Genomic DNA, 26,999 nt, shown 5'->3' with positions numbered 1-26,999 from the left:
CGGGTCAATTGACCATTTTATGAAATTGCGATACCTTGCTTTGCTCCCCTTGTATGTAAACAATATCCCCTTGTTTCAATATTTGATCAGGCCGTACGGTATCCAACATTACATTCTTTCGTTTGATTGCTAAAATGGTTATCCCGTAGTTCGCTCTTAAATTTAACTTGTTCAGTGGCTTTCCTAAAAACTTATTGCTGTCCGAAACAATTCTTAAGCAGGTAATATTGAAATCGGCAATGTTTTTGGGACGATAACTTTTTTGAAGCTTTAGTTCACTTTTGAACAATTGATAATTGTCCGCACGCACTTTATCCACGAGTTGATCGATGTCATTCTCAGGAACAAGGAAGTTTTGAAGCACGTGTGCAAATATCTGTACGGAGGTTTCAAACTCTTCCGGTATTACATCATCGGCACCCAATGCGATGAGTTCTGAAGTTTCTTTGACGTACCTTGTTCGCACCACAAGGTATATGGAGTCGGAGTAAGACCTTATATTTTTAATGATGATCTCGGTGGCTTGGTTGTCGGAAATAGCAATTACGGCTGCCCTGGCATCGGGGAGGTTGACCGCTTGGAGAATGTGGTCCTGCGTAGCGTCACCATAAAGGATGGGCACCCCTTTGGCTTTCTGTTGGCGCACAGCTTCGGCATTCATCTCGATAATGATATGGGGAATGTTATTGGCCGCTGCCGCCTTCGCCAGATTGCTGCCATTGATACCATACCCGATAATGACCAGATGGTTTTCCAGCTTATTTTCGTGCAATTCGGATATGCTTTTATCGGAAACCAATGTGGGGTCAAAGCCTATTTTTTTGGATACCCCGATAAACTTATTAGCAATTCTTTCCGAAAAAATGATGATAAAGGGGGTCAGTATCATGGAAACGATGGATACCGACAGGAAATATTGATTCGTTTGTTCATTGATCAACCCGTATTCGATTCCAACCCTTGATAATATAAAGGCAAATTCCCCAATTTGAAAAAGTGAAAGTCCGGTGAGCAGTACCGTTCTTGTGGGATAATTCAATACCGCAACAGCCAGCCCTGCAACGATTGACTTGATAACGAGCACCCCCAATACCAAGAGCAGTATCAATGGAATATTGCCCAGAAAAAAGTTGAGGTCGAGCAACATGCCCACCGACACAAAGAAAAAACTGGTAAAAAGCTCCCGAAATGGCAGGATGACACTGGTGGCTTGATGGCTGTATTCGGATTCCGATATGATCAGTCCTGCTATAAAAGCTCCCAATGCCAGGGATAATCCAATTTCAGATGTGAGAAAGGCAACGGCAAAACAGAAAGTAATGGTGACCAATAAGAACAGTTCCTTACTGTTCGATTTGGCCACTGCATGCATCAAGTTGGGCACGACATAGCGTGTACTGATAACAGTAATCACCAATACGACAGCAAATTTTAATATAAGGGAAAGGACACTGAGGGCAACATTGTCGGATACTCCAGCGATCAATGGGGTGATGAGCATAATGGGAACTACTATGATATCCTGAAAGATCAAGATGGCCAGGGCATTTTTACCGTGCGGGGCGGAAATTTCATTTCGGTCCTGCAATGTTTTGAGCACAACGGCTGTACTGGACAAGGAAAACATAAAGCCAACAAAGACCGATTCGTTCCAGGAGTAACCGAGTAAATAATAGATGGCTCCCGTGATGATTGCTGTAAGCCCAACTTGTAAAAGCCCACCGACCATCACCGTTTTCTTTATTGATGCCAACTGTTTTAGGGAAAGTTCCATACCAATTACAAAAAGCAACAGGATAACACCGATCTCGGATAGGATCTCAACTTGTTCCACGGCAGTGATCAAACTCAGTCCAAAGGGACCTATGATGATCCCGGTCAACAAAAATCCTATGATAGAAGGTAGTTTGAGTTTTTGCAACACAAAAACAATGATCGTGGAGAAACCGAGAAGAATTAGGATGTCCTGCAATAAAGGTATGTGCATAGATGTTTGTTGTATTTATCCGTTGATCTACTTTTTATGGCCTAAAGGTTCCAGCTCAAAAGTAGTTACAAATATAAACGGATCGTCCTTCTTTCAATTGGAAGGGGCCTGGTTCCTGATAAGCCACTTCATTGTTGGAAATGTGGCTGTTATATGATTGCTTTCCTTGGTATTGGGGTAGATTGATCCTTAATGGTCCTGTCCTTTTGTTTTATTCAGAACAGTCCCATCGGATTCCATGTATTAAAAGGTGCTGCATGTACAGGTTACAAAAACGTGTTCTTTTCAGCTTCTTACCATTTTTTTCTTAACCTTTGGATTTGGCTTTTGGTAGGGTGGACCATCCATTGAATACTTCTTGAAAACCTTCCATTGTTGGGATACTTTCTTTGGTGTGTGATATTGTTGAATATCAGGGCCACCAATAGCAGGATGACCACTCCCGACAATACAGGAAACAAGACATACAGGTAGCCTAGCGATTTGATATGGTCCGTACCTATTACTGCGATCAAGGCTGTTGCTCCACCAGGTGGGTGGAGGCTTTTTGTGAATTGCATGGCTATGATCGACAGGGATACAGCCAAAGGAGCACTGATCCAGATAGGTTCAGGTATCATTTTATATACCGTGACCCCAATAATTGCGGAAATCAGGTGTCCCCCGATCAAATTTCTGGGTTGGGCCAGGGGACTTTGAATGGCCCCATAGATCAAAACACAGGTAGCGCCGAAAGAACCGATAAGGAAAACATTTTCCAAGGGCAACAAATACAGGCTTTGTAGGTAACCTATTAGGGCCACACCCATAAACGAACTGATAAATGACCAAAAAGTTTCTTTGCGGTCCACCAGGGTTTCCTTATAGATGATATACTTGCTAATTCTATAATTACGCTTGATTTTTTCCTTGATCATAGGCCGGTTTTGTCCAGCAAATATAGGAATGCATACCGATTTCAAGTATAAACTGATCTGTTTCCCAAGGACCGAACGTTGCACCGAATTGTACCGATCATGCTTTGTGTGTAGTATTCATGGGACTTGCACGATAAATGTATAAATGGTGTAAATACAATGCTATTACGAATGTTACAAAATACTTGTTTTCTGTTACGTATTTAGATCCCTCCGTTTAATGAAACCAGTAGTTTTGAGTTGGATGCCAACAATACTTGACCAACAGAAAACATTATTTTGTTCAAAAAATGGTTTGTCCAAGCTTACATTTCCTCCAAGGCAATGTTGGCATTTGAATAGGCAGCACCTGCCCGCATTTCGGCTGCAACCCAGATGGCCTCCATAATTTCCTCCTTGCTTGCGCCTTTGCGCAATGCCATAGGGGTATGCGCTTTGATGCACCAGGGGCATTGGGTGACATGAGCCACAGCGACTGCTATGAGCTGTTTGGTCTTTTCATCCAAAACACCATCCTTGAACACGGAGCGGCTAAAATTACGCCAAGCTTTATGTTGCTCAGGGGTGAGGTCGGCTTTCTTTTTTGCTATTTCCTTTTTCTTGTCCATTATAATTTAATTTAAGGGATGGAACAATTTAGTTCGACATCCGAGGTTATGATGTATGTATTGAGATAAAGTGACCTGCATAACGAAACTTTCACCAAGCAATCAAATTATCCGGATATCGTGGTCTGTTGTTCACATGGCATATGCTGCCCCCTATTTAAATAAAATATATTTCAGAGTCCAGGGCCATGATAACAAGTGCTTTGAACTCTTTGAGTGCGGTAAGGGTGTGTTCTTTTTTGGCGGGAATGATAAGTATATTGCCTACTTCAAGTTTGTGTTCGGTATCGGGCATTTTTATAAGAACCGATCCCTTCTTGATGACAATGACCGCTTCCCCGGTACTGTGGTGTGGGGGCATGAACATGCCGTGATTCCCTTCAATCTCCAAAACCTTATGGCTTTCACCATGTGACAAATTCTTTAATCGAGGTCTATTCATTGTTTCCATATTCAAAAGCTTTGTGACGTTCCCCATTGTTCTTTTTCCGTCTTTGTCCATAGCGTAGGGAAAAATATCCGCTGTTGGAACTTTGGATGTAAATAGGTTTTCCATTGGGATCCACCGGTAGCCGCCCCTTCACCTTTATCACGATCCAAATAGTGGGCTGCGGTCCGCAAGTGCACCATGGGCCATTTCACGTTATAGAGATGGTCAAATTCCTTGAGACTGTCCAGCAGTAGGGAAGAAATCCCCTGTGTGTCACCTATCCTATCGTGCAGGGTCCGTCCATGGATTTTTTTGGCAAAGCTCTTCAAATCCTCAAGATACCTTTCCTCGAACTTTTTTAGGGTCCATGTCCTTTTACCAGTTTTATGGTCATATCCCGCAGCTCTCCAATAGATATGATCGAAATAATCTTTGATGGAAGGAGCCTCGGGAAGTCTTTTTTTGTCTACTTCGTTTACAAGGTTTGCCAATGGAGTGCACAGGATTTCTATATATCGGAACTGAACACTTTGAAAACCGCTTGCAGGGGTCAATGTTTTGCGGAACTCCTGATATTCACCGTAGTCCATTCCATCCTTCATAATATCAAAGGAACCGATGAGCATGGAGGTATATCGTATACAACGCTTTATTTTGGTGAGCATATAATTCTCATTGATCTCACTTCTGTCCACTAGCTGTTCAAGTTCATGCCGGATCATTTTCAAAAATAGCTCGGTGACTTGATGGTACATGATGAATATGGCTTCATCTTTAAATGGGGTACGTGGTCTTTGCAAGCTCAGTAAGGTGTCGACTTCAATGTAGTCCCAGTAAGTTATGGGGTCCGCGTGAAGCAGTCCTTCCAAATGGGTTTGTAGGTTTTCCCCCATGTCTCGATATTTGTCATTGAGTCGATCGATGGTTTTGGACACATAGTCGTGCTTGTTGGGTTGTTGTTTCATGAATCAGATGGCTTCTTAGATGCTTGGTTAATAAAAAAACTTTTTCATAATACATTTTTTGTTGTGGCTCAATGGATCTTTTGCCCTTATATGGATATATTCAAAAAACGCTTTACAATGGTATTGACAAATATAGTATTTAATTAATTTCAGATAATTTTATCCGAAATTAATTTTAAAGGTTAAGATAGTGTTAATCAAGGCAGGATTATTTTGTCTGGTTTAAGTGGGTATCTAAAGGGGATGGCCCTAATGGACATTTCTTTGGCCTGAATTATAGGATTTGGTTTTTAGTTGGAAAAAAGGTCGTTCCATGATCAATAGAAGGTCACTTTGGTTGTATCCAAATGGAAGGTGTCTTTATTTAGTGAGGTGAACAGATGGGCTTTGATATCCTTTTTTGAAAAGGTTGATCGATATACAAAGCGAACTGGACCACTGTTAGCGTAGCATAAGTTGTTCTCCTTGGAGCCTTCCGCCTTATAAGGTATATCATAATACTTGGACAGGCGTTTTATAAATTCCTTTTTTATATCCAGAGAGGACAGTTCGTCCTTCGAATACGTGGATGTACTGGACTTTTTGATGAATATTTCCGAAAGCTTGACCGTCATGGAATGTTCCTTATATTTTGTTCTGAAAATATTCGATTTTTAATTGGAACATCTCTGCCATTTTTGTCGCTCTGAATTTGGCTTCTTCAGCCTTCCCCCCGGTAAAGTTTTGATCAACGGTTTCATAAAAAAGAAGTTTCCAACGCTCAAAATGTTTGCCTTGGACCGGTAGTTTAACATGTGGGGCGAATGGACTCCCATTATAGGTATGTTCCTCCAATAGCACCGTTTGCCAGAAACGGTACATTTTTTCCAAATGGTCTGGCCAATGATTTCCTATGACCTTCTTGAAAATGTCCGCTAAGAGTTCATCTTGACGGACTTTCCCATAAAAACAATCCACCAATAGTCTAATGTCTTCCAAGGTTTCAATCTGCTTCATTGCTTTCATATGCTTATATCCAATGCTAAATTATCTTACTGTCTTTTGTCAGACATCCCCTGGATACCTGATAGTAAATGCTCAAAGTTATGAAGATTCCGGATATTTAGGATAAATTTATCCGAATTAAAGATGAATTTATGGAATCGGCCATTAAAATGGAAAAAATACGCATAAGGAATCAAATGTTACAACAACGGGAACGAATGCCAAGATCAAAAAAGATAATCTATGATAAGTGGGTCTGTGAACGCTTATGGGAAGCAGTTAAGGCACATCAAGTTAAAACATTACATACCTACCTTCCCATGGGTTCTGAAATCGATATTACACCATTTATTGAAAAATGTCTTGAGAAAGACCTAGTGGTGGTTGTGCCCAAAACCTTATCTAAAAGAAGGTTCGAAAACCTGATCTTAACTTCCTTATGTGATTTGGAAAGCGGTGTTTTTGGAACCAGATATCCTTCCGGAAACCATATTTTTCAAGGTACTTATGACATGATTGTCGTACCGGGGTTAGCCTGTGACGGTGAGGGCTATCGACTCGGGTATGGGGGAGGGTATTATGACACTTTTCTGGCCAACCAAATGAAGGCATTCAAAATTGGCATCTTCTATCCTTTTCAAAAAAAGGAAAACCTACCAAAAGAGGCCCATGATATCCGATTGGACAAAGTAGTGAGCAAGTATCCTCTCGAAGGGAAACGGATTTGGTAAACATGGATGGTTTACCATATATGGAACATGATTACCAAGGTGTTGAACACAATACTCAGTATCAAAAGATTAAAGGTGGTCAGGGGTTTTAACTGTGCCAATACAGCTCCGTTGAATGCCATGCAGGATATGGTCACCAAAAAAAGTAGGACCATTTGTAAGACCGTGTCCATGGTCCCCATCAAAAGGACCATGGCTGCTGCTGAACCGATGCAGCTCTGCCCGATGATGGCGATGGTCGAATATCCCAGTTGATTTTTTTTGAACTCGGTGAACGCCCTATCATATATTTTTTTCATTGCGCTTGTCGTGTTTTTACTCCCAGAATGGGTCGTTGGTATTGTCGTTGAATTTTTCATTGTTGTGCTGTTTTGCTATGATGTTCATTTGCGTATCGGTGGCTACTTGTTGGATATGTTTAAAAAGCTGTCTTTCCTCGAACCGTATGTGCTCCTCCAGTGTTTCTTCGATTTGCCCCAAGGTCTTTAGGCTGGCTTTGGGCGCAGTGAACAGACGGTTCAGCCTTCTGTGATCTGAAATTGCCTTTTTTACCCAGGGATGATTATTTCCTATAATGGGAAAGATATATGTTTCCTCGAGTTCGAAATGAGGGACCAGATAGTTGGTGTAAAACCAATCCACATACACCTTGATACGTTCCAAGGGAATGTTTTTTGACAGTCCCGTTCTGATTTTCCAACAGAGGAGCAAACCATGATGATGCTCACGGCTCACTCCTTGAAGGGCATTGTGACGTTTGATAGGTGGGCGTCCCATAGGAGGATTATGTGTTCAACAAACTTTTTTCAAGATGCTCGGACTTTGGAAAAAGGATATTGTTCTCCAGATGGATATGACGATGGAGGTCCTCTTCAAATTCCTGTAATAGGGAGAATGCTACCCGATAAGTATTGCAGGCATCCGCAGGAGGGGTATAGGCGTTGCTCAATTCTGAAATTTTACGGTAGCGTTCCCCTTCATTGTCATGTTCTTGCATCATCATTTGAATGGGGTTTCTCACCGTCCCAAAGTGGGGCGCCTCCAATGTTGAGGTCTCTGTTGTCCCAGCTACCATTTTACGGACCCAAGGAAACAGGACCAATTCTTCTTTTTTCATGTGCATGGTCAGTTCCCCTGCTGAAATGTTGAACTGTTCCAGGATATCGAACAGTTCAGGGTGGCGTTCCCCGTGTACCTTGCATAGTTTGTTCAGATATTGTTGTAGCACCGGGATTTGCTTCTCAACATATCGATGGTGTTTTTTTTCGATATAGTCGGCCAGAAGATCCAATGGCCAGGTCTTGAAATCGGGCAGATCCTCCTTAATGTTCGATTGGAGCGAAGCAAGTTCTTTCTTTAACGCATCCAAATCCAGTCCCTTCCTAGCGCTGACTTCGGCCAGGGTTCTGTTCCCTTTGCAGCAAAAGTCAATGTTATGAGCCTTAAAGACTTGCGCTGTTCGGTAGTCCTCTGCTACCAGTTCTCCAATTGTTTTTTCCGTGGTGTCGTTCATAATATGTCACTTTATAAATAGGACAAAAATGTCCTTTATTAGGGTAAATTTTTTATCTTTTTAAATAGGTCAAACCGACTTCCAGTCCAGTGGCCAGTTCATACAGACTGGTGCTTTTCAACATCGTACTCAGATCATTTCGGATATCGACGAATTTATCGTGGAGGGGACAGGGTTTACTGGCATTGCATTCCTTGAGCCCCAGACCACAGCCAACATAAATCTTATCCCCATCAATGGCCTTGACTATCATACTCAAGTTTACGGTATCCATATCTTCTCTTTCGATTTCAAACCCCCCCGTGGGGCCTTTTACGGAATGGACGATGTTGTTCCGGGTAAGCTGTTGTAGTATTTTGGCGGTAAAGGCAACGGGTGAATCTATTTCCTCTGCTATTTCGGTAACGCTCACACGTCTTCCATCCAGGGATTGCAGGGCAATATAGACTGCTGCACGTATACCATATTCACAAGCTTTGGAAAACATCATAGTATCTTTTTATCAATACAAAGATATGACAAAAATATATGGGATAAAAAAGTCCTTTATTATTTTTTTTGGAAGAATCTTTTTTTCATTGGACTATAGATAACACATTAGGGAACTGGAATGGTTCGTTAGGGATAAAATGGTTCAAATCCTTCGTTGTTCTATCGATATAATCAACAGCCCAATGGGGATACATAGGCTGCTTATGGCCAATATTTCGGGATATCTGGGTAAAGGGCTCCACTGTTGCCAGGCAGCAATCCCTTTATAGAATAGCAATAGCTCCGTGACCATAAAACCTAGCAGGTACCAATAAAATCCTTTTTTGGATATGCGCAACAACCCGAACAGATCCATGAAGAAGAACAGGCCAATGCTGACAATTCCCAAAAAGGTCAAGTGCAGGTAACCGATGGTTAAGTCAATATAGGTGGTCGCCAGTACAGCAAAATAGGGGAATGCGGTCAGTAACTGTAAAACTATTTTGGCCATAAGTAAAACGATGACCAGTTTTAAGAAAGCGGACGGTACCTTCAAAAGTTTCAATGCTTGCAACTGGGACTTGATCGTTCCCCACAAGTGGGCAAAAGCATAGAGCTGTGCCACCGCTCCGAGGCCGGCCAGTATATACAGTACCAGTGATGGTTCTGTCCATAGGGTGGACAGGAAAAAGGTAAGTATAACGCCTAAGTTAAGGAACAGGAAAAAGCGGTTGAACCCTTTTTTTGGAAATTCTTGGCCACTGAGTTCCAATACATATACGAACAAACCGACCAGGGCCAAGATCATCCAGCCATTGTACTGAAAGTGGAGATAAAAATAAATGGAGAGCCGATACCATATGGACTGGGCTCCCAAGGTATTCATTATAATGCCTAAAGCCCAAGGTCCCAAACTGGAAATAACCATATAGGCAAGGGCTACTTTTACACATTTTAAGCCGTTACTTTCCTTAAGTTTTGGGTCAATGCTTTTCCAAAAGTGATAAGTATAGATATATGAAGCAATTAGGAAAAGCGTGGAAAAAATGATGGAAAATAAGCCATACCCCTGAAATGGAAACGTTAACAACATTCCAACAAGGGTAATCTGAGTACCCCAGAAAATCTTTTTATAATTATTTTTTGAGCTTGTTTTATTTACAAAGCAATAATGAAGGAGGGTGGTCAACGCCAGATACACCCATCCTAATAGGGCAATGTGGGAATGGGCATGGACCATATACCTGTAGTTGAACTTGAAGGAGAAGATGGGATAGGAGCGGAGCAACATGCCCAATAGGGCGGCTATGATAAAATAGCCCAGGGCAATTTGTAAATGGTGTTGATATTTCTTTTCCCGTATCAAGCGTTTCTTTGTCCAAGTGCTTAGAAATCCTTTCTATTCGCTTTGTACCGCAACCCCAAAACGGGCCAAATGGTCCAAAACAATAATATGGCCATGGAAACGACAAATCCCAACTGTGTGCCAAAGAACTTTTTGAAAATGGCACCGGTATACCCCAAGAGTGCGGAGATATCCAATTTGAGCAATATCAATATGCGGGAAAGATCGATTGGATTGAGTGCCGTGGCAATCAAGGAAAAAGTATCCAACGGATATTCCTCAAAAACAATAAGTGACATCAGAAAAAGACCATCATAAATGACCGCCAAAAAGAGCCATAACAATACGGCATAACCAAAACCTTTGATCTTATTTTCATTGGAAATGGCGATCAAAAAGGATAGTCCCACGAAGATGAATGTCAAAAAAGCCCCTGTGACCAGTAATAGGGAGAAGTCAAAAATGGCATTGCTCCGCATCAGGCCATACAATAAAAATGGAATGCCCAGGCCCAATATCAAACTTAAGGTCAACGAGCCTGCAACCCCAAAAAATTGTCCTAGGAAAATAGAGCTGCGTTTGACGGGCTGTGCCAACAAAAGCTCAGTAAACTCGCGGGAGTTATAATAATACATCACCCCAAAAATGGTTCCTATCAGGGGAATCAGGACTATGATCACGTTCATCATCGTGATCACAGCCTTGGAAACATCATTGTTCAGGAACAAGAGTACAAACCCCAAAGTGAGATAAAACAAAAAATAAACGTAGCTCCAACGGCTGCGTATCAAATCGTAAAAACTGTATTTAAGAATTTTAAGCATGGTTTTCAGTGCTGGTTAGGGCCGCAATGGCATGTTCAAAATCATGTTGACCAGTTTGCTCCATCAATATTCCGACGGTTCCTTTAAAATAAATCTCACCTTCCAATAGATAAAGGATTTCATCGGCCATTTCTTCCACAAACTGCATGATATGGGAGGTAATGAGAATGGTCTTGCCCTTTGCCTTTTCATTTTGGATCAATCCTTTTAAACAGATCAAAGCTTTGGGATCTAATCCGGTGGTGGGCTCATCCAAAATGATCAAGGGACTGTCGAACATAAAGGTCAGTACAATGTTGACCTTTTGTTTGGTACCGCCTGATAAGGTCGATAATTTTTTGTCCAGAAAGGTTTGTATGCCAAATAGTGAAATCAGTGATGCCTCCTCACTGGGACTGTTTCGAAGGTCCTTTATCATCCGAATCAGTTCCTTGACCTTGATATTAGGGGGGAAATTGGCAATCTGGGGTAGGTAATCTATTTTTTTACGGTATTTCCAATCCTTTTTGATGGGACTGTTCAGTACAGAAATGTTCCCCTTTTCGGGAATAACCATCCCCAAAATACTCTTGATCAAAGTGGTCTTGCCCGAACCGTTGGGGCCAAGTATGGCATAGATGCGGCCTTGGTCGATAGATAGGTCAACGCCTTTCAGCACCTTGTTTTTTCCAAATTTCTTATGAAGGTTGTTAATTTCAATGGTCATGGTCGTATTTTCATTAATGGTTGTGCATCTTTTAAATTATCGGGAGTAAAAACAGGAGAAACCCGTTCTGAAAAATCAATGATATCCATGAATAGGCTCCGCAATAGCACAATGGTTTCAGGGGTACGGTTCACAACATAAGAAAATAACTTTACAGGTCGGTAGGGGACATCCCCAACACCATCCTTGTCTAGGTCATAACCGGTATAACTGCTCCAAAAATTACCCTCGAATACATTATCGTTCAATTTACTGTTATAGGAAATGTCAAAGGAATTGTAGAGGAAATTATTTCCCTTGAAACTATTGGTGTAACAGGCTCCTACCACGCGAATGGCCCAACCATTTCCCACAAAATCGTTATTGATGTACTTTATTCGGTTCGAACCTTCGATATTGATCCCAATGGTATTTTCCTCAAAAGTGTTGTCACTTATTTCAGCATCGTTGATTTCTTTCAATAACATGCCATAGGCCGCCGTTCCCCAATTTTTTCGAAAAGTGTTGTTTTTCATGGTAATGAACTTTGAGAACATGACTGCGACCCCGGCACCATTGTTCTCAAAAGTATTGTTGGTATAGATATCGTTGTTCGAGAACATGAAATGAAGTCCGTATCGAAGATTGTCCATACTTACATTATCGGTGATGGTAATTCGATCGGAAAATTCCAAATAGATACCATCTCGAGTACCTTGTACATGGTTTTTGCGCACTTCTACATCAGAGGAGTACCAAAGCTGGATGCCATTGCCTGAATTATATTCGTCCACGGCATCTCCGATAATTCTATTGTGGTACACTTTGCCATGTGATGATTTTTCCAAATAGATACCAAAGAACAACTGTTCCAATACCATATTCTGGATACTGAAATTTTTACTCTGCACTACTCGTATGGCAGCGTTGTCCTTGGTATAACTGACCCCGACATTGATAATGAACAGACCGTCCAGGGTCACACTGTCCGAAGTGATCCTAAAGATCTCCCCTTTTTTTTCACCGTCAACAATTGGGTAATTGATTCCCTTGATCACCAGAGGTTTGTCGACCAAAATTTCAAATTCCCGATAGGTGCCTTTTTGGATCAAAAGGGTATCATGGGCATTGGCCTCTTGAATGGTCTGCTTTATGGAACTATGTTCACAAGTCGGGCATATGGTCCAAGTTTTGGCCCAAGTTCCTTGACATACCATAAATAAGAACATCCATAGGATGAGTTGGCGATATGGAGTTTTCAATTTAATAAAGTTATTGCTTGGTATGCCCAATGGCAACCATATACGTTATGAATCTATGATTTCTTTACCGGATAATCAAAAATTTGGCATCTGCTAGAGCCTTTACCCAATGTTCCACTTCCTTGGAAAAACCAAAGTGTTGCTGTGGCAATAAAGTGACACTTTGGTTTTCAATATAAAAATCAATGGACCCCTCCAATACGATCAAATGGGCATCTTTTGGTGAGGTATGTTTTGGAAAGACGGCATTCTTTGCCAAGCTAATGCTCAATATTTCCAAGGCATTGGTCTTGACCAATTGTTCTACTTGAAGCCCATCAAAGGGTTGTTGGGCAATGGTATTGTCAATATCGATCATATACATGGATTTATTTTTTTATTGGTTATATTGTTCTTTTAATTCGGACCAGGTAAGGAGTTTCCCACCATTGGCCTCCAATGTATGTTCCGCTGCCTGTTCCTCGGAAAAGGCGCTTAGAAATGCACCCATCGGACTGGGTATGTTCTCACTGATCAAATAGGTGGCCTTTGTGGCGTCCACGAGTTCTCCTGGACGGTCAAAATCATTGACCAATAAGAGGCCTATTGTCGATTCATCCTCTTCCTTTAATTGGTTCATCATACATTCAACGGCATCAAAATTAAAGACCTTGCCTTTCTTGGTTACCAATTGAGCTGCATGCTGCTTGTCCACAATGGTCATACTGCAATAATGGCAACCTACACGACCGTAATCAATGGGTTTTGGTCCTACGGAGCAACCCATGCTACCAGTGAGGATTGCAAGAAAAAGGAAAATAGATGGTTTCATAAGAAATGAATTATTGTTTTTTAGTGTTTTTCCACCCCAAAAAGCCGGCCGTTAGGGTAAGTGTCATTCCCAGGAACATGAGCCATCCCCCAGAGGCTGGCATGGAGGTCACATCAAAATTCAACATTTTTACATGTCCCAATAATGGTGGTTTATAGGTCATGGGTGTTCCATCGGGATTGGTCAACTTCATGATTGCATTGGGGTCGAGGTTGGTACCATAATCCACTAACCATTGATTGAAATCGTACATGCCCAAAACACCCATTATGGACATCAACGTAAACCAACCGATGAACCATTTGTAATTTACTTTGCCCAAGTATCCCAAGAACCCGATCAATACGCCAATGGCCACCATGATCCCTATGATTATGGGAAAGGTGCCGAACTCCCACATGTCCTCAGGTTTGGGCAATGTTTGCATTCCAATATAATGGTTCAGGCCATCAATGTTCTGAATATCAAATTCATTGGCGCCCTGCAGCCCACTGATATGGATATTCAGACCCAAAGGATCTGGATATTGTGGTGCCCCCAACATGATGTTCCAGAGTGGGAAAACATATAATCCCAACAAGAAGAGCGGGCCAATGATCATTAGTAAACTAGCCTTTTTCATTTTTTTCTATTTAAAGGTTACAAATTGAGTGCGGTTTTTTGGTCGATGGTTGTATTTCAATTTGTAAAAAAAAGCGGGCAGGTCATGGACACAGCCCGCTTTGTTCCTTGGTGTATCAATCCGAATTATTCACCAAGGGACCATTTCAGTTCAACATCCGAATTGGCGGGGGAAACCCTAACATACCCTTGCATCTCTTGATGCAATGCTGAACAGAAATCCGTACAGTAGAACGGCCATACACCGACTTGCTTAGGTTCCCAAAGAGAGGTTTTGGTCTGGCCCGGCATGACAAGAAGCTCGGAAGTGTTCTGGCCAATCATGGCAAAACCGTGCGGTACATCGAAATCCTGTTCGTGATTGGTTATGTGAAAATATACCTTGTCTCCGACCTTGACTCCTTCGATGTTGTCGGGGGTAAAGTGGCTCCTGATGGTGGACATATAGATATGCACCTCATTTCCATCCCTTACCACCTTGGCATCTGTTGGGGTTTTAACGACATAGGGGTGCTCGTTTTCATCCAATCGGTAAATTTTCTGTGACTTTGGTGCCAATATTTCGGCGGGTATTCCTGCTGCATAGTGGGGTTCACCATGGGTGGGGAAATCATAGATCAATTCCATTTTATCTCCAGAGATATCGTAGATCTGAGCGGAGTGCTCCATTTCCGGACCAGTGGGCAAATAACGATCCTTGGTGATTTTGTTCATGGCCACCACGTACTTGCCAAATGGTTTTCTTGAGTTCCCTCCGGGAATCATCAAGTGTCCGACCGAGTAGTAGGTTGGTTTTCTATCGATGACCTCCCAAGTTCCCAATTTCCATTTGACCACTTCGGAGGAGATGAAGAAGGTGGTATAGGCATTGCCATTTCCATCAAACTCGGTGTGCAATGGGCCGAGACCTCCACTTTTTACCTGTCCGGCCAATACATCCTCAAACTTCAAGATCGGGATTCCATAGGCTTCCCCATCAAATTTTTCACCCTCAATGGCAGCAATCATTTTATCAAAGGAGTGTACGGTCAGATCCGCTGACAGTTTACCGTTTCCAATAATGTATTGTCCAGTTGGATCTACATCACAACCATGGGGTGATTTTGGAGTTGGCAAAAAGTATACGGCTCCGGGAACTTTTAACGGATCTACCGTCAATACTTCTTTATACATGGTAGTTGTGGCCGTATGTGTGCCTTCATCATAAAGATTGTGTGCATAATTGGCCGGCATTTTGGTGCCTCCTCCATTATTGACGTATTCTTCGATTTTCTTCCAATTAACAGCGGCAATAAAGTCCTTGTCGTTTTGTGAGGCGTTCACCTCTTGTAAAGTGTGAGCTTCCTCCGTATTGTAGGTGGTAAAAAAGAACCAACCGTGGGATTTTCCCCTACCAGGGTGCGAAAGGTCATAGTTGAAACCGGGCATCAACAGTTGGAATTTTAAATCCATGTGACCATGCTCTGGATCTACACTGATAAAGGACAATGATCCTTTAAAGTTGCTTTTGTATTCATTTATGGGCATGTCCCTTTGTGGAATGGGAACAGAGAAACGGGTACCGGCCACTACGTATTCTGTGTTCTCCGTAATAAAGGAAGAACTGTGGTTACCTGCACTGTTGGGTACCTCTATGATTTCTTCAGTTTCAAAAGTGCTTAAATTGATACGGGCAATTCTAGGGGTATTGTTACCGTTGATGAATATCCAACGACCATCCAACTCCCCATTGGTCTGGGATATGTCCGGGTGGTGGGCATCATCCCAAGGCACAAATCCATGGGATGTGTTGAGCATCGGTTTGGTTTCTTCTGAATAGCCGTAACCCGAAGTTGGGAATTGTGAGAATACAGGAATTTCCTTGAACATTCTACCAGATGGCAACCCATAAACAGTGAGGTTGCCACTATATCCCCCTGATAAAAAAGCATAAAATTCATCTTGTTCCCCTGGGGCAACATAAACTTTTTCGGCGGCACTGGAGGAAAGGGCCCCGGTCGAATTTTGGTTCTGTTGGCCACAGGAAACCAGCATTAGGGCCGCTCCCATGGTCATTAGTAAATGGTTATAAATTTTCATTATGTTAGGATTTATTTGTTTTTATGGTTGTTGTCTTGATCATTGGGTAGGAGGTAGGATGACCTTGTCCACCACATGGACGATGCCATTTCCTGCCTTCACGCTAGCGATTATTTTAGCGCCTCCTATAAACACATCATCTCCCTTTACTTCAACAGGGACATTTTGGTCGTTGGCCTGCCCCAATTTTTTGAAATTTTTCAAAAAGTCCTTGGAATAGTTGCCCGGGGTCACATGGTATTTGAGGATGTTGGCCAGGGCATCTTTGTTTTCCGGCTTCAACAAATCTTCCACGGTCCCTTCGGGCAGTGCATCAAAGGCGTCATTGGTGGGGGCGAATACCATTAGGGGACCAGCGTTGACCAAAGCATTTTCAAGACTGGCTGCTTGAACAGCTGCTACCAGGGTAGTGTGGTCGGGGGAATTGATGGCAATGCTCAATACAGTAGGGGTGGACTCATCGTCCGTGATAAAGGCCTGCCCCTTGTTACTTTCAATTACTGCCTCAGATGTACTCTGGTCAGTAGTGGTCGTTTTGTTTTGGGCACCATCCTTACAGCCGCTGTTGAGGGCGAGAAGTAAGATCAGTCCCAGGGTACTTAGTTTAATGGTTGATCTCATACGGTTTATTTTAAGGTTCTAAAGTATTCGAGTATGGCCCGGGCCTGATCTTCGGTCAAGCCTTGGTTGGACATGGGCGATCCATTGAACTCTTGGAGCAGGTCTTTGGCCAAAGGGTCTTGCTGTACCATTTCCTGAGGGTTCAAGATCATGTTCATGATCCATTCCGGTGTTCTTCGTTCCAATACCCCGTTCGGTGCCGGGCCTATGAATTTTTTGCCGACCCGGTGACATGCCAAACACATTTGGTCATAGACCTCCTTACCCTTAGCAGCCATAGCTTGGTCGATTTCATCTGGCAATTCCACCGATTTGATCGGGCCTACCCCTTTCGTGGTCATGTCCACACGTTCAGAGGCTTTCACTTCATTGGTGGAAGTGGTTTCCGCAGGCTGTTCGGTAGGCGCCTTTTTACGTTGTACGCTAAAGCCTTCCTCCTTTTTTTCTTTGTCTTTTCCTCCACAGCTTATTAACGCTATCGCAAAGAGTAGTCCTATTCCTTTTTGTATTGTTATCATGTAATGATCCTTTAAAATTTTGTTCAAATGTAAATAGGTGAAAAAATGTATAACATGATATTAATCATAAAAAGGATAAAAATGTCTTTTAATCTTTGTTGTAACTTAAGAAAAATGCTTTCCAATTCTTCCAAATATGCCATTAAAGGTGTGCTTTATTTAGCATTGAATTCCAATGAGGACCATAAAATCTTGGTCAGGGATATATATAAGGTGGTTCATGTACCAGAGGCTTATTTGGCTAAATTGTTACAAGAGCTCTCTAGACATGATATTATTTCCTCCACAAGAGGCCCTAGGGGAGGATTTTATTTGAGTAAAGATGATCGCAAGCGTACCCTTATGGACATTGTGAAGGTCATTGATGGAGAAAAAAGAGTGAACTCGTGTGTCATGGGCATTCGTAACTGCGACATGAACAACCCTTGTGTGCTCCATAAACTTGTGGGGTCCAACAAGACCAAATTTATCCGTGTGCTCGAAAACACCACCATTTTGGATTTAATCAAGGGGAAACAAGATATTGAGGAGTTCTTCCCTAATTAAGTACCGGTTATAGGAAGCAATATGATAATTATCATAAAGAGGATAAAAATGTCTTTTATTTTTTAATTTTGTACCCAAACCTTCACTTTTTTATGATGGAATAGTGGAGGTAAAGGGAAAAATTGGTGGGAACCCATAATCTCGATCTATTATGTAATGGTGTGTTATGTGAAGAGATCTTTAATGAAATTTTCAGAACTATGGGACATCAATTGAAAGACCCATGTACCTTTATGGTCAAAACGTTTCAAGCGCTATGATAAATACTGAGCAGAAATTAAAGGAGAGGGTTAAAGAGTTGACCTGTCTCTACGAGGTCACTTCGATTATCGTGAATTCCGGCTATGATGAACTGTCCACTTCCCTGGAAGCTATTGCCTATTGTTTGAAAAGGGGGTGGCGGTTTCCTGAAGATGCCGAAGCTGCAGTATCCATTGGTACTTATCAGGTGCAGACCAGTGGGTTCGACGAGCAAATGAATCTGCTATCTTGTGATGTCATTGTGTTCAATAAGATAGAAGGGGGCATATCCGTGGGATACCCGGCTTCAGCCTATTCCGATGAAGACTTTCTTCCAGAAGAAAAGACCCTGCTCAAGAATGTGTGCCTTGCCGTGGGCAACCTCATGGAACGTAAACAGATCCATGACAGCGAAGCGGAAACGAAAAGACAAATGGAGCGCAACGATCGCTTGCATATTATGGGAGAGATTACTGCCGGAATAGCCCATGAACTGAATACCCCCTTGGCCAATATTTTGGGTTTTGCCGAATTATTGATGGATGAAGCTACCGATACGGGGACCAAAAGGGATTTACAAACGATTTTGGACAATGCCATCTTCAGTAGGGAAATCGTAAAAAAATTGATGTTCTTTACCTGTGAAATGCCGCAACAGATGGAATTGGTCGAGCTCAATAAAGTAGTGGACAGTGTGATACGTCTGATGGGACCCTCACTTAGAGCTAAACAATTATCGGTCATCAAATCCTACGACAACGACGATTTAAGGATTCGGGCCAATACCGTCCAATTGACCCAGGTTATGTTCAACCTCATTATGAATGCGGCCTACTACTCACCCGTACGCGGAGAGATCAAGGTGGAGGTGCTTAGCACGAAGCAAAAAATCATCATCAATATCGTCGATCAAGGAGAAGGGATTGCACCTGGTCAAGAAAACAAGATATTTGAACCTTTTTATACTACTAAACCAATCGGGGAAGGGACCGGCCTTGGTCTGAGCGTCGTTCACGGTATCATCAAAAGTTATAAGGGTAGTATTGTACATAGGCCCAATGTGCCAAAAGGTACTATTTTTACCATGGAGTTTCCAAATTGATGCCTATGCCATTGAACAAAGAGAACATTCTTATCGTAGATGATGACATCAAGATCTTAGAGTTGTTGGCAAGAAGGCTCAAAGAGTTCGACTACCATGTTTTTAAGGCGATATCGGTTAAGGAAGCCTTGTTTATATTAAAGGATACCCCTATAGACCTGTTGATTACGGATATTCAAATGCCGGAAGTCGATGGCATTCAATTATTGAAGTATGTCAACGAACATTATCCCAGTATGCCAAAATTGGTGGTTACGGGATATCCATCCGTTGACGGCGCCTTGGAAGTAATCAAGTCCGGTGCCATGGATTATATGACCAAGCCTTTTACAAAAGCAGAACTCAAAATGGCCGTGGAAAGAGCATTGGAACAGGGGAGAGTGCAACAGGTATCCCTTGTAACAGTTCCATCCCAGAAGAAAAACCTACCGTTCAAGGACATGGTGGGCGAATCCCCAGCCTTCAATCAAGTACTTTCCATTATAGACAGGGTCAAGGATAACCGGGCAACGGTATTGATACATGGTGAGAGCGGCACTGGTAAGGAACTGGTGGCGCGGGCCATCCATTATTCGGGAAAATACAGTAAAGGCCCCTTTATTGCCGTGAACTGCGGGGCCATTCCGGACAACCTGCAAGAAGCGGAATTGTTTGGATATACCAAAGGGGCATTTACCGGTGCTGACCAAGACCGCAGCGGTTTTTTTCAGGCAGCATCCGGGGGTACGCTCTTTTTGGACGAAATAGGGACCGCCTGTTTGGGTGTGCAGACCAAATTATTGAGGGCATTGCAAGAAAAGGAAATTACCAAGGTGGGTTCCAGAACTTCGGAAAAGGTTGATCTCCGCATTGTTGCGGCCACCAATATGGATCTCTTGGAAGAAATCAAGAAAAAAAACTTTCGAGAGGATCTCTATTACCGTTTGACCGTTGTGGAGATAAAGGTACCCCCGCTGCGCCAACGAAAATCCGATATTTCCTTACTTGTAGATCGGTTCCTCCAAAAATACGGTATGGAGTATAGGGACCGTTTATTGCGAATCGATACCGAAGCCTTAAAGATATTGGAACGCTATCCTTGGCCGGGAAATATAAGGGAACTTGAAAATGTGGTACAACGAGCGGTTATTATGGCGGATGGACCGATTGATGTCAAAGACTTACCTGACTTTTTAAAATATGATATAGACTTTCCCGAGGAGGGGTTCATACCCTTAAGGGACATGGAACGAAAATATATCAAACGGGTACTGCTCCATGCCAAAGGAAACAAGACCAGAGCTGCGGAGATTTTACAGATCAGTCGAAAAACACTTCGGGACAAGCTCGATTGACTTGGTCAACTTCTTACCAAGTGGGTAGAAATTACCCGATACTCATTTTTTATTCTTTTTTATTCAATCCCGTTCATCCTTGATAATCAAGGGTGTACATTGAGTTTATTTCTTTTTGTCCGTTGAGGCATGTCATTTGCCATGTAGTGTACCAAATAGTTTTAAGTCAGATTGGGCAGAGGTAAAACCTCCCTAACCACTGTAATATGAAAACACTTATGATGGTCAGAAACTCTTTGAAATATGGTAACCTCGTTTTGGAAAGGGATGATTTCTTGATGATTAAAAAGTACTTGCTAGGAGGACTGGGTGTGGAAGATTATACCCATGACAATGTATTGGCCTTGTTGCGGGAAAATTTACAGAAAGCCACTATTATGAATGAAACAAATATGCCATCCGAAATTGTACGACTGTATTCCATTGTTTCGATTGTCAGCTCATCGGGTATCGAAGCGTGTTTTCAATTGGTGCCACCGGATGAAGTTGATTTGGAGAGGGACAAGGTCTCAGTACTCAGCAGTTTGGGCTGCACCGTGATGGGATTATCAAAAGGGGATACTATTAGGTTTGGGGTGCCAAGCGATGTTGTTTCCTTGCGTTTGACCAAGGTCCAGCAAGTTGATGCCAGGAACGGACTGACGATTTCCGAGAAGGAATTAGTGATATTTTGAAATGGGATTCGACGGAAGAAACACTTGATGAACCGGAGGTGTAATTGACATTGGTCATTGGAAAGATCAATACTGGAAGTAGTTGTTCTCTAGTTGTAAACAAAGGATGTACCTAAAAAAAAAGGAAGATATGAGCGCAAAATTGACATTAAAACAACGCATACTGGTAGGGTTTGTACTGGCATTGGCTTTTTTCTTGGTGCTGGGATCCAATTTGGTGGACCGTAGGCATTTTTCGACGATACAAAAAATGATTGAATCCATCCATGACGATCGTGTGGTCGTTCAGGACTATATCTATCAGTTGAGAAATTTTCTGCACGATACGGAAGTGGAGGTGCTGGAAACGGGAAACATTGAAAAAAGCAATGAACAGGATAGGCAAATCAAGGCCATCCTTGACGATTTTGCCGCGACCGAACTGACCCGTGAAGAAGCAACTTTTTTAAAGCGCTTGCGTCAACAATTTTATGGTCCCGCAGGCCTATCGAGCATATACGGGGAGGATAACGAATCAAAAATTTTGGTGCATATCCACAGCACCAAAAAAACCTTGGATGCCCTTGAGGAAATTCAAATTGAAGAAAGTGGACACCTCACCCAGATCTCAGAAAAATCATTGAGCGTCAATAAGATGTTGTCCAATCTGGAAATCGCCTTTATGATTGTCATAGGGGTGTCTATTTTGATGTTGGTTTTTCAGCCCATCAAAACACTGTATCCCATTCGTTGATCAATAATTAAAAGTAAACATGAAAAACAGTCCCATGAATGAATTTGTACGGAGCTTATGCTCCACCTGTACGCACCGATCGTATTGCGCTTTGAGCCGTAATAGATCAAATATCAACTTATGTAACGAATATCGCCAACATATGGATGATGGTAATGAACCTACCATAGTGGTTTCGGATGAAATGTATTAATGATAAAAAAAAGGTACACAGTACCCTTAAATATTTGAATATGACAACAACGTTAACATCGAAAAAGAAGCAACCAAAACAAGGGATGTTGGACAACGTGATGCGCCAATTCAACAATGCCGCGGATATTATTGAATTGAACACCAACATTAGAAAGATCCTTGAAGTGACGAACAGTGAATTCGTGGTGCATTTTCCAGTGCGTATGGACAATGGGGAGGTAAAGATCTTTACCGGCTACCGTGTTCAGCACAACAATGCATTGGGTCCCTATAAGGGTGGATTGCGTTACCACCCTACAGTGGATATCGACGCTGCCAGGGCATTGGCCATGTGGATGACCTGGAAGACTTCCTTGGCCGGTTTGCCCTATGGTGGGGCCAAGGGCGGGATACAATTGGATCCCACCAAATATTCCCAGGATGAACTGCAGCGAATCACGAGAAGGTTTACCTATGCTTTGGGGGACAATATTGGACCGGAACTCGATATTCCTGCCCCGGACGTAAATACCAACCCTCAGACCATGGCTTGGATCTTGGATACCTATATGTCTACCAAATCTCCCAATGAACGCTCGAAAAACTTGCATGTGGTCACGGGAAAACCCATTGGTGCCGGCGGTTCCGAAGGAAGGGATCGGGCGACGGGCTATGGTGTTTTCTTGACCATAAAATTTTGGGCGCAACATAAAAAGATTGATTTAAAGGATAAAAAATTCATTGTACAGGGATTTGGAAATGTGGGTTATTGGGCGGCTCATTTCCTGAAAAAAGAAGGAGCTATACTGACAGCCGTACAGGACGCTTATGGAAGTATCCACAACGATGAGGGCATTTCTCCGGAGGATCTCTTGGATTATGCAAAGGCAAATAAGGACAGTATCTCTGGCTTTGCAGGGGCAAGTCCCATAGAGAATTCCGAGTTCTTTGGTTTGGACTGTGACATTTGTATTCCAGCGGCCTTGGGTAACCAAATCACAGTGAACAATGCTCATCATATTAAGGCCAGCCTGATTGCCGAAGGTGCCAATGGCCCAACAGATGTTCAGGCAGAGGAGATCTTACTAAAGCGTGGAATTGATATCATACCGGATATCCTATGCAATTCTGGTGGTGTGATAGGTAGTTATTTTGAATGGTTGCAAAACCGCAATGGTGAAATATGGCATTTGGACGAAGTATTGGAGAAACTGGAAAGAAAAATGCGGGAGTCGTTCAATAAGGTTATACAGAAAACAGAAACAAAGCATCTGGACATGCGTACGGCTGCCTTTGTCATTGCCATAGAGCGACTAGAGGATACCTATGTCCAAAGGGGGATTTTTCCATAATGGACTTATAAAAAAACAAGGGTAGGGCTGGAGTACATCGGCAAAATCCCATAACGCTTTAAAATTGATACTATGAAATACAGTAGTTTGTTGATTGAAAAAAAAGAATATGTCCTTCTCAAAAGGTTAATGAACCTTTCTGGGTACCATCAGGACAATACGTGGAGAAAATCTGTAAGGAAGCTGGCTGGTGAATTGGAGGCTGCCAAGATCTTAGACGAGGATGATATGCCCAAGGATGTCATACGGTTCAACTCAAATGTCACCATTGTCTCTGAAAATGGATGGCATAAGAAATTCAAGTTGGTCCTGCCCAGCAAAAGCGATGTCAAGAACAATCGTATATCCATTTTGACCCCTATGGGGGCCGCGGTGATGGGTTATGCCAAAGGGGATTCCTTGGTATGGGAGTTTCCATCGGGAAACCAGAAATTGACCATTGAGCATATCGAACAGGAAAATGAGTCCATCAACATAAATATGGTATTATGAAATCAGTGAACAGACCCTACTTTCATGAATCCATAAGCCGGATTATCAGTAAAAAGGACAAATTGGAAATAACCAATTGGACCGAGACCATGGAAGGGATAAATGAAGAACTGCAGTACTTGATCCAATTGGAAAAACGGTTTTTAGGGAATCCCTCCATGCATCAGAGGCTTTTGGTGATCCAAAGGGAGAATCAACTTCGATTGGGGACATTGTACCGCTACGAACGTACCATGTTGAATGCCATCGAATGCGATACCATGGAATGTGATGCCTATTATCTCAATACCCATGAGAAAAATCGAGATGGTTATATGGGGCATTTAAAAAGCTATGCACAAATGAAATTATTGCTGTTCTCCAAGATCTTGGAACGGTTTAACAGAAGACCAAAATAAAAGGACTGATAAGCGGATAGCAAGAATTTGAATGTCCGGGGGATAGGCCTTCGGAAAAATATCCGCGGCATTCGTCCATTAGATAAACAATCAAAATATTTATGAAGCATTTTTTTTCCAATTTTAAAGGAGATTTATTTGGTGGTATCACGGCGGGCATTGTGGCCCTGCCCTTGGCTCTGGCCTTTGGGGTCAGCTCGGGCATGGGCCCCAGTGCAGGTCTGTACGGTGCCATATTCATTAGTTTTTTTGCCGCCTTGTTTGGTGGTACCAATACCCAGATATCTGGTCCCACGGCACCTATGACCGCCGTGAGTATGGTGGTGGTAGCCAGTATCGTAGCCATGAACGATGGTGATCTTGAGAAAGCATTGCCGGCCATTTTGTTGGTATTTCTATTGGCCGGACTACTACAGATTATATTGGGCCTTGCAGGGCTTGGAAAATACATTCGCTATATCCCATATCCCGTGGTTTCAGGTTTTATGACGGCCATCGGAGTGATTATCCTTGTCACCCAAATGTTACCTTCCATTGGCTATTATCCAAAGGAGGATGCCGCATTTGTAGATCAATTTAGACCTCGGGCGGAAGAGGTTATCCTCAAGAATATTCTAAATGAGGAATCGAACGAAGGTATACTGGTCCTTGAAGATTTTCAAGAAACGCTGGATAGGGCCGGGGAGGTCTCTGAGGAAAATATCCTGAAAGAGGCCCAAACCTTGGCCAATAAAGATGCTTCCGGGGTCATCGGTACGATCAAGGTATTGCCAAGGGCTTTACAGCAAATAGATTGGTTGGAACTTGCCCTGGCTTTGGCCACTATTTTGATTATCTATGGCTTTAAAAGAATTACGACTGCCATTCCCAGTGCATTAGTGGCCTTGTTGGTCGTTTCAGGGGTGGCCTATGGATTTGGATTGGATTACAGGCCTATCCAACAAATCCCCAGCGGTTTTCCCGTTCCCCATTTGGACATCTTTAGTGAATTTAAATTGACCTCGGTAACTCCCTATATTTTCACGGCCTTGACCCTGGCTCTTTTAGGAGCCATAGATTCACTGTTGACTTCCGTGGTCGCGGACAACATGACCAAAACACAGCATAAGCCCAATAAGGAATTGATGGGGCAAGGTATAGGTAACAGTATAGCTGCCATTTTTGGAGGTATCCCCGGTGCAGGTGCGACTATCCGTACCGTGGTCAATATCAATGCCGGTGGTAAGACCAGATTGTCGGGTATGATTGCCGGGATTCTCTTGCTGATCGTATTGTTGGCACTGGGCCCGGTGGCATCCAAGATTCCTGCAGCTGTACTTGCGGGTATTCTGGTGACCGTAGGTATAGGGGTGATTGATTATAAAGGACTTAGGGCAATGCCATATTTGCCGAGGGATATCAAGTTCGGACCTTTGAAAATTAGTTCTGAAGTAGTGATCATGTTGGTGGTCATGGTATTGTCATCCATATGGAACTTGGTATATGCCGTCGGCATCGGCCTGGTTATCGCTTCCTTAATGTTCATGAAAAAAATGGGAGACTTAACAGCAAAAAGATCGGATGTCAAAACTCTGTTGGAAGAAAAGGGTTGGGCGGACGAAGTCGATTTTCCGGAGGACCTCAAAAAAAAGGTCTTTATTAAGCATTTGAAAGGCCCTTTGTTTTTTGGCTTTACAAGTGAATTTCAACAGTTGGCGAAGCAAATACCAAAAACTGCTTCCACAGTAGTGATCAGAATGGATCGCATGCAGTATTTGGACCAATCGGGGCTATATATCCTTGAAGACTTATTGATCGACCTTAAAAATGCAGGTATCACCGTACTTTTTGTACATGTCTTGGTACAACCCAAGTATATGATGGAACGGGTGAAATTGATTCCGTCTTTGATTCCCGAGGACCAAATATTCGATGATTTTGCAGCATGTACTGCCTACATTAAGAAAAATGCATAGAATAGGATATGGTTGATAGTTGTCCTTCATGGATTTAAAAATCAAGGCAGGGCGATTCTGGTTTACCTAAAACCTCTTTCAATACAGCCATATCTTCGCTAACTTTTCTATCAATGATTTTGGCATAATGTTGGGTCGTACGAAGATTTTTGTGACCAAGCATTTGCCCAACAGTTTCAATGGGTACGCCATTGGATAGTGTCACGGTTGTAGCAAAAGTATGTCTGGCCAAATGGGTCGTCAAATTCTTTTTAATGGCACAGAGGTCGGCAATCTCTTTGAGATATGCATTGGATTTCTGGTTGCTTAATACTGGAAGCACGCAACCTCCATTGGCTACTTTGGGATGATCTTCATATTTTTCAATGATGGCCAAGGCTGTTGGGAGTAGTGGAATTCCCAATCTGGATTTTGTTTTGGTCCGGAGGCACCAGAACCTATCGCTGGAAACCCTTTATTTGCTGGGGTTTCAAGGCATTTGAAATTTTATGCTCACCGAATAGGTTAATTTATTATTAAATATTTAATTATCAATTAAATATGATTTAAAATGACCGAATTCATATGGTCTAAATATTGGTTCTTTTAAATGCTGTCTATTTAAACAGTATAAATAATCTGTTCAAT

General features: G+C 42.5%; 31 protein-coding genes and 1 pseudogene. 10 read left to right on the top strand and 22 right to left on the bottom strand.

What is annotated here, in order from left to right:
* Positions 1-4: 4 nt before the first annotated feature.
* The 7 genes from PY091_RS05450 to PY091_RS05420 form a co-directional block, all read right to left on the bottom strand.
* Positions 5-1,987 (bottom strand): monovalent cation:proton antiporter family protein, encoded by a 1,983-nt coding sequence (locus tag PY091_RS05450; protein ID WP_275648682.1) that lies wholly within the window; start codon positions 1,985-1,987, stop codon positions 5-7.
* Positions 1,988-2,280: 293 nt separating this feature from the next.
* Complete coding sequence (locus PY091_RS05445; protein ID WP_275648681.1) at positions 2,281-2,904, bottom strand: HPP family protein; 624 nt, start codon at positions 2,902-2,904, stop codon at positions 2,281-2,283.
* 305 nt (positions 2,905-3,209) lie between these two features.
* The gene (locus tag PY091_RS05440) at positions 3,210-3,512 is read right to left on the bottom strand and encodes a carboxymuconolactone decarboxylase family protein (RefSeq protein WP_275648680.1); all 303 of its coding nucleotides are present in this window, start codon (positions 3,510-3,512) and stop codon (positions 3,210-3,212) included.
* Positions 3,513-3,669: 157 nt separating this feature from the next.
* Positions 3,670-3,963 carry a cupin domain-containing protein gene (locus PY091_RS05435; protein ID WP_275648679.1) on the bottom strand — a complete coding sequence of 98 codons (294 nt, stop codon included), beginning with the start codon at positions 3,961-3,963 and terminating at the stop codon, positions 3,670-3,672.
* Positions 3,964-3,965: 2 nt separating this feature from the next.
* Positions 3,966-4,907, bottom strand: a complete 942-nt coding sequence (locus PY091_RS05430) for a tryptophan 2,3-dioxygenase family protein (RefSeq protein WP_275648678.1) — start codon at positions 4,905-4,907, stop codon at positions 3,966-3,968.
* A 317-nt stretch (positions 4,908-5,224) separates the two neighbouring features.
* Positions 5,225-5,521: a hypothetical protein gene (locus PY091_RS05425; RefSeq protein WP_275648677.1), complete on the bottom strand. Its 297-nt coding sequence runs from the start codon at positions 5,519-5,521 to the stop codon at positions 5,225-5,227.
* Positions 5,522-5,531: 10 nt separating this feature from the next.
* The gene (locus PY091_RS05420) at positions 5,532-5,912 is read right to left on the bottom strand and encodes a group III truncated hemoglobin (RefSeq protein WP_275648676.1); all 381 of its coding nucleotides are present in this window, start codon (positions 5,910-5,912) and stop codon (positions 5,532-5,534) included.
* Positions 5,913-6,043: 131 nt separating this feature from the next.
* Here PY091_RS05420 and PY091_RS05415 point away from each other — a divergent pair, with 131 nt between their 5' ends.
* The gene (locus tag PY091_RS05415) at positions 6,044-6,622 is read left to right on the top strand and encodes a 5-formyltetrahydrofolate cyclo-ligase (protein WP_275648675.1); all 579 of its coding nucleotides are present in this window, start codon (positions 6,044-6,046) and stop codon (positions 6,620-6,622) included.
* Positions 6,623-6,633: 11 nt separating this feature from the next.
* Here PY091_RS05415 and PY091_RS05410 read toward each other — a convergent pair whose 3' ends face one another.
* From PY091_RS05410 to PY091_RS05345, 14 genes are all read right to left on the bottom strand, one after another.
* On the bottom strand, positions 6,634-6,921 hold the full coding sequence (locus tag PY091_RS05410) for a hypothetical protein (protein ID WP_275648674.1): 288 nt from the start codon (positions 6,919-6,921) through the stop codon (positions 6,634-6,636).
* 16 nt (positions 6,922-6,937) lie between these two features.
* A complete protein-coding gene (locus PY091_RS05405; RefSeq protein ID WP_275648673.1) occupies positions 6,938-7,399 on the bottom strand; it encodes a hemerythrin domain-containing protein in 462 nt (153 codons plus the stop codon).
* 7 nt (positions 7,400-7,406) lie between these two features.
* Positions 7,407-8,135 (bottom strand): iron-sulfur cluster repair di-iron protein, encoded by a 729-nt coding sequence (gene ric, locus PY091_RS05400; RefSeq protein WP_275648672.1) that lies wholly within the window; start codon positions 8,133-8,135, stop codon positions 7,407-7,409.
* A gap of 52 nt (positions 8,136-8,187) precedes the next feature.
* Positions 8,188-8,622 (bottom strand): RrF2 family transcriptional regulator, encoded by a 435-nt coding sequence (locus PY091_RS05395; protein WP_275648773.1) that lies wholly within the window; start codon positions 8,620-8,622, stop codon positions 8,188-8,190.
* A gap of 147 nt (positions 8,623-8,769) precedes the next feature.
* Positions 8,770-9,972: a hypothetical protein gene (locus PY091_RS05390; protein WP_275648671.1), complete on the bottom strand. Its 1,203-nt coding sequence runs from the start codon at positions 9,970-9,972 to the stop codon at positions 8,770-8,772.
* A 20-nt stretch (positions 9,973-9,992) separates the two neighbouring features.
* Positions 9,993-10,775 carry an ABC transporter permease gene (locus PY091_RS05385; protein WP_275648670.1) on the bottom strand — a complete coding sequence of 261 codons (783 nt, stop codon included), beginning with the start codon at positions 10,773-10,775 and terminating at the stop codon, positions 9,993-9,995.
* Positions 10,768-11,481, bottom strand: coding sequence for an ABC transporter ATP-binding protein (locus PY091_RS05380; protein WP_275648669.1), 714 nt, complete (start codon positions 11,479-11,481; stop codon positions 10,768-10,770). Before PY091_RS05380 ends, PY091_RS05385 begins: the two co-directional genes overlap by 8 nt.
* Complete coding sequence (locus PY091_RS05375) at positions 11,478-12,689, bottom strand: nitrous oxide reductase family maturation protein NosD (protein ID WP_275648772.1); 1,212 nt, start codon at positions 12,687-12,689, stop codon at positions 11,478-11,480. The genes PY091_RS05380 and PY091_RS05375 overlap by 4 nt, the downstream gene beginning before the upstream one ends.
* 97 nt (positions 12,690-12,786) lie before the next feature.
* Complete coding sequence (locus PY091_RS05370) at positions 12,787-13,080, bottom strand: cupin domain-containing protein (RefSeq protein WP_275648668.1); 294 nt, start codon at positions 13,078-13,080, stop codon at positions 12,787-12,789.
* Positions 13,081-13,098: 18 nt separating this feature from the next.
* Complete coding sequence (locus PY091_RS05365; RefSeq protein WP_275648667.1) at positions 13,099-13,533, bottom strand: nitrous oxide reductase accessory protein NosL; 435 nt, start codon at positions 13,531-13,533, stop codon at positions 13,099-13,101.
* A gap of 10 nt (positions 13,534-13,543) precedes the next feature.
* Entirely contained in the window at positions 13,544-14,155 is a 612-nt protein-coding gene (locus PY091_RS05360; RefSeq protein ID WP_275648666.1) for a hypothetical protein, read from the bottom strand.
* 125 nt (positions 14,156-14,280) lie between these two features.
* Complete coding sequence (gene nosZ, locus PY091_RS05355) at positions 14,281-16,233, bottom strand: Sec-dependent nitrous-oxide reductase (protein ID WP_275648665.1); 1,953 nt, start codon at positions 16,231-16,233, stop codon at positions 14,281-14,283.
* 39 nt (positions 16,234-16,272) lie between these two features.
* Positions 16,273-16,854: a fasciclin domain-containing protein gene (locus PY091_RS05350; protein ID WP_275648664.1), complete on the bottom strand. Its 582-nt coding sequence runs from the start codon at positions 16,852-16,854 to the stop codon at positions 16,273-16,275.
* Positions 16,855-16,859: 5 nt separating this feature from the next.
* Positions 16,860-17,372 carry a c-type cytochrome gene (locus tag PY091_RS05345; RefSeq protein WP_275648663.1) on the bottom strand — a complete coding sequence of 171 codons (513 nt, stop codon included), beginning with the start codon at positions 17,370-17,372 and terminating at the stop codon, positions 16,860-16,862.
* A gap of 114 nt (positions 17,373-17,486) precedes the next feature.
* On the opposite strand from PY091_RS05345, the gene PY091_RS05340 reads away from it, so the two are divergent.
* From PY091_RS05340 to PY091_RS05300, 9 genes are all read left to right on the top strand, one after another.
* On the top strand, positions 17,487-17,918 hold the full coding sequence (locus PY091_RS05340; protein WP_275648662.1) for an RrF2 family transcriptional regulator: 432 nt from the start codon (positions 17,487-17,489) through the stop codon (positions 17,916-17,918).
* Positions 17,919-18,174: 256 nt separating this feature from the next.
* A complete protein-coding gene (locus PY091_RS05335) occupies positions 18,175-19,260 on the top strand; it encodes a sensor histidine kinase (RefSeq protein WP_275648661.1) in 1,086 nt (361 codons plus the stop codon).
* A gap of 5 nt (positions 19,261-19,265) precedes the next feature.
* Positions 19,266-20,594, top strand: coding sequence for a sigma-54-dependent transcriptional regulator (locus tag PY091_RS05330; RefSeq protein WP_275648660.1), 1,329 nt, complete (start codon positions 19,266-19,268; stop codon positions 20,592-20,594).
* 206 nt (positions 20,595-20,800) lie between these two features.
* Positions 20,801-21,268 carry a GreA/GreB family elongation factor gene (locus PY091_RS05325; RefSeq protein ID WP_275648659.1) on the top strand — a complete coding sequence of 156 codons (468 nt, stop codon included), beginning with the start codon at positions 20,801-20,803 and terminating at the stop codon, positions 21,266-21,268.
* A gap of 130 nt (positions 21,269-21,398) precedes the next feature.
* Positions 21,399-22,001 carry an MCP four helix bundle domain-containing protein gene (locus PY091_RS05320; RefSeq protein WP_275648658.1) on the top strand — a complete coding sequence of 201 codons (603 nt, stop codon included), beginning with the start codon at positions 21,399-21,401 and terminating at the stop codon, positions 21,999-22,001.
* A gap of 233 nt (positions 22,002-22,234) precedes the next feature.
* Positions 22,235-23,527 carry a Glu/Leu/Phe/Val family dehydrogenase gene (locus PY091_RS05315; protein ID WP_275648657.1) on the top strand — a complete coding sequence of 431 codons (1,293 nt, stop codon included), beginning with the start codon at positions 22,235-22,237 and terminating at the stop codon, positions 23,525-23,527.
* 72 nt (positions 23,528-23,599) lie between these two features.
* Positions 23,600-24,019, top strand: coding sequence for a GreA/GreB family elongation factor (locus tag PY091_RS05310; protein ID WP_275648656.1), 420 nt, complete (start codon positions 23,600-23,602; stop codon positions 24,017-24,019).
* Positions 24,016-24,417: a hypothetical protein gene (locus tag PY091_RS05305; RefSeq protein WP_220114114.1), complete on the top strand. Its 402-nt coding sequence runs from the start codon at positions 24,016-24,018 to the stop codon at positions 24,415-24,417. The genes PY091_RS05310 and PY091_RS05305 overlap by 4 nt, the downstream gene beginning before the upstream one ends.
* 101 nt (positions 24,418-24,518) lie before the next feature.
* Positions 24,519-26,372, top strand: a complete 1,854-nt coding sequence (locus tag PY091_RS05300) for a SulP family inorganic anion transporter (RefSeq protein ID WP_275648655.1) — start codon at positions 24,519-24,521, stop codon at positions 26,370-26,372.
* Positions 26,373-26,406: 34 nt separating this feature from the next.
* Here the strand turns inward: PY091_RS05300 and PY091_RS05295 are convergent.
* A pseudogene (locus PY091_RS05295) lies at positions 26,407-26,805 on the bottom strand (site-specific integrase); the annotation flags it as partial.
* Positions 26,806-26,999 lie beyond the last annotated feature (194 nt).

It is taken from the genome of Flagellimonas okinawensis, from assembly GCF_029194005.1.
In the GTDB taxonomy this organism is placed as follows: domain Bacteria; phylum Bacteroidota; class Bacteroidia; order Flavobacteriales; family Flavobacteriaceae; genus Flagellimonas; species Flagellimonas okinawensis.
This window is presented reverse-complemented; position numbering and strand designations above follow the sequence as displayed.

Coding starts and splice junctions, on each gene's coding strand:
- PY091_RS05345 (WP_275648663.1), bottom strand. CDS start 17,372: ATGATAACAATACAAAAAGGAATAGGACTACTCTTTGCGATAGCGTTA.
- PY091_RS05445 (WP_275648681.1), bottom strand. CDS start 2,904: ATGATCAAGGAAAAAATCAAGCGTAATTATAGAATTAGCAAGTATATC.
- PY091_RS05310 (WP_275648656.1), top strand. CDS start 23,600: ATGAAATACAGTAGTTTGTTGATTGAAAAAAAAGAATATGTCCTTCTC.
- PY091_RS05435 (WP_275648679.1), bottom strand. CDS start 3,963: ATGGAAACAATGAATAGACCTCGATTAAAGAATTTGTCACATGGTGAA.
- PY091_RS05440 (WP_275648680.1), bottom strand. CDS start 3,512: ATGGACAAGAAAAAGGAAATAGCAAAAAAGAAAGCCGACCTCACCCCT.
- PY091_RS05325 (WP_275648659.1), top strand. CDS start 20,801: ATGAAAACACTTATGATGGTCAGAAACTCTTTGAAATATGGTAACCTC.
- PY091_RS05360 (WP_275648666.1), bottom strand. CDS start 14,155: ATGAAAAAGGCTAGTTTACTAATGATCATTGGCCCGCTCTTCTTGTTG.
- nosZ (WP_275648665.1), bottom strand. CDS start 16,233: ATGAAAATTTATAACCATTTACTAATGACCATGGGAGCGGCCCTAATG.
- PY091_RS05315 (WP_275648657.1), top strand. CDS start 22,235: ATGACAACAACGTTAACATCGAAAAAGAAGCAACCAAAACAAGGGATG.
- PY091_RS05375 (WP_275648772.1), bottom strand. CDS start 12,689: ATGTTCTTATTTATGGTATGTCAAGGAACTTGGGCCAAAACTTGGACC.
- PY091_RS05405 (WP_275648673.1), bottom strand. CDS start 7,399: ATGGGACGCCCACCTATCAAACGTCACAATGCCCTTCAAGGAGTGAGC.
- PY091_RS05415 (WP_275648675.1), top strand. CDS start 6,044: ATGGAATCGGCCATTAAAATGGAAAAAATACGCATAAGGAATCAAATG.
- PY091_RS05320 (WP_275648658.1), top strand. CDS start 21,399: ATGAGCGCAAAATTGACATTAAAACAACGCATACTGGTAGGGTTTGTA.
- PY091_RS05340 (WP_275648662.1), top strand. CDS start 17,487: ATGCTTTCCAATTCTTCCAAATATGCCATTAAAGGTGTGCTTTATTTA.
- PY091_RS05385 (WP_275648670.1), bottom strand. CDS start 10,775: ATGCTTAAAATTCTTAAATACAGTTTTTACGATTTGATACGCAGCCGT.
- PY091_RS05450 (WP_275648682.1), bottom strand. CDS start 1,987: ATGCACATACCTTTATTGCAGGACATCCTAATTCTTCTCGGTTTCTCC.
- PY091_RS05425 (WP_275648677.1), bottom strand. CDS start 5,521: ATGACGGTCAAGCTTTCGGAAATATTCATCAAAAAGTCCAGTACATCC.
- PY091_RS05410 (WP_275648674.1), bottom strand. CDS start 6,921: ATGAAAAAAATATATGATAGGGCGTTCACCGAGTTCAAAAAAAATCAA.
- PY091_RS05300 (WP_275648655.1), top strand. CDS start 24,519: ATGAAGCATTTTTTTTCCAATTTTAAAGGAGATTTATTTGGTGGTATC.
- PY091_RS05350 (WP_275648664.1), bottom strand. CDS start 16,854: ATGAGATCAACCATTAAACTAAGTACCCTGGGACTGATCTTACTTCTC.
- PY091_RS05330 (WP_275648660.1), top strand. CDS start 19,266: ATGCCATTGAACAAAGAGAACATTCTTATCGTAGATGATGACATCAAG.
- PY091_RS05335 (WP_275648661.1), top strand. CDS start 18,175: ATGATAAATACTGAGCAGAAATTAAAGGAGAGGGTTAAAGAGTTGACC.
- PY091_RS05430 (WP_275648678.1), bottom strand. CDS start 4,907: ATGAAACAACAACCCAACAAGCACGACTATGTGTCCAAAACCATCGAT.
- PY091_RS05420 (WP_275648676.1), bottom strand. CDS start 5,912: ATGAAAGCAATGAAGCAGATTGAAACCTTGGAAGACATTAGACTATTG.
- PY091_RS05305 (WP_220114114.1), top strand. CDS start 24,016: ATGAAATCAGTGAACAGACCCTACTTTCATGAATCCATAAGCCGGATT.
- PY091_RS05380 (WP_275648669.1), bottom strand. CDS start 11,481: ATGACCATTGAAATTAACAACCTTCATAAGAAATTTGGAAAAAACAAG.
- PY091_RS05370 (WP_275648668.1), bottom strand. CDS start 13,080: ATGATCGATATTGACAATACCATTGCCCAACAACCCTTTGATGGGCTT.
- PY091_RS05365 (WP_275648667.1), bottom strand. CDS start 13,533: ATGAAACCATCTATTTTCCTTTTTCTTGCAATCCTCACTGGTAGCATG.
- ric (WP_275648672.1), bottom strand. CDS start 8,135: ATGAACGACACCACGGAAAAAACAATTGGAGAACTGGTAGCAGAGGAC.
- PY091_RS05395 (WP_275648773.1), bottom strand. CDS start 8,622: ATGTTTTCCAAAGCTTGTGAATATGGTATACGTGCAGCAGTCTATATT.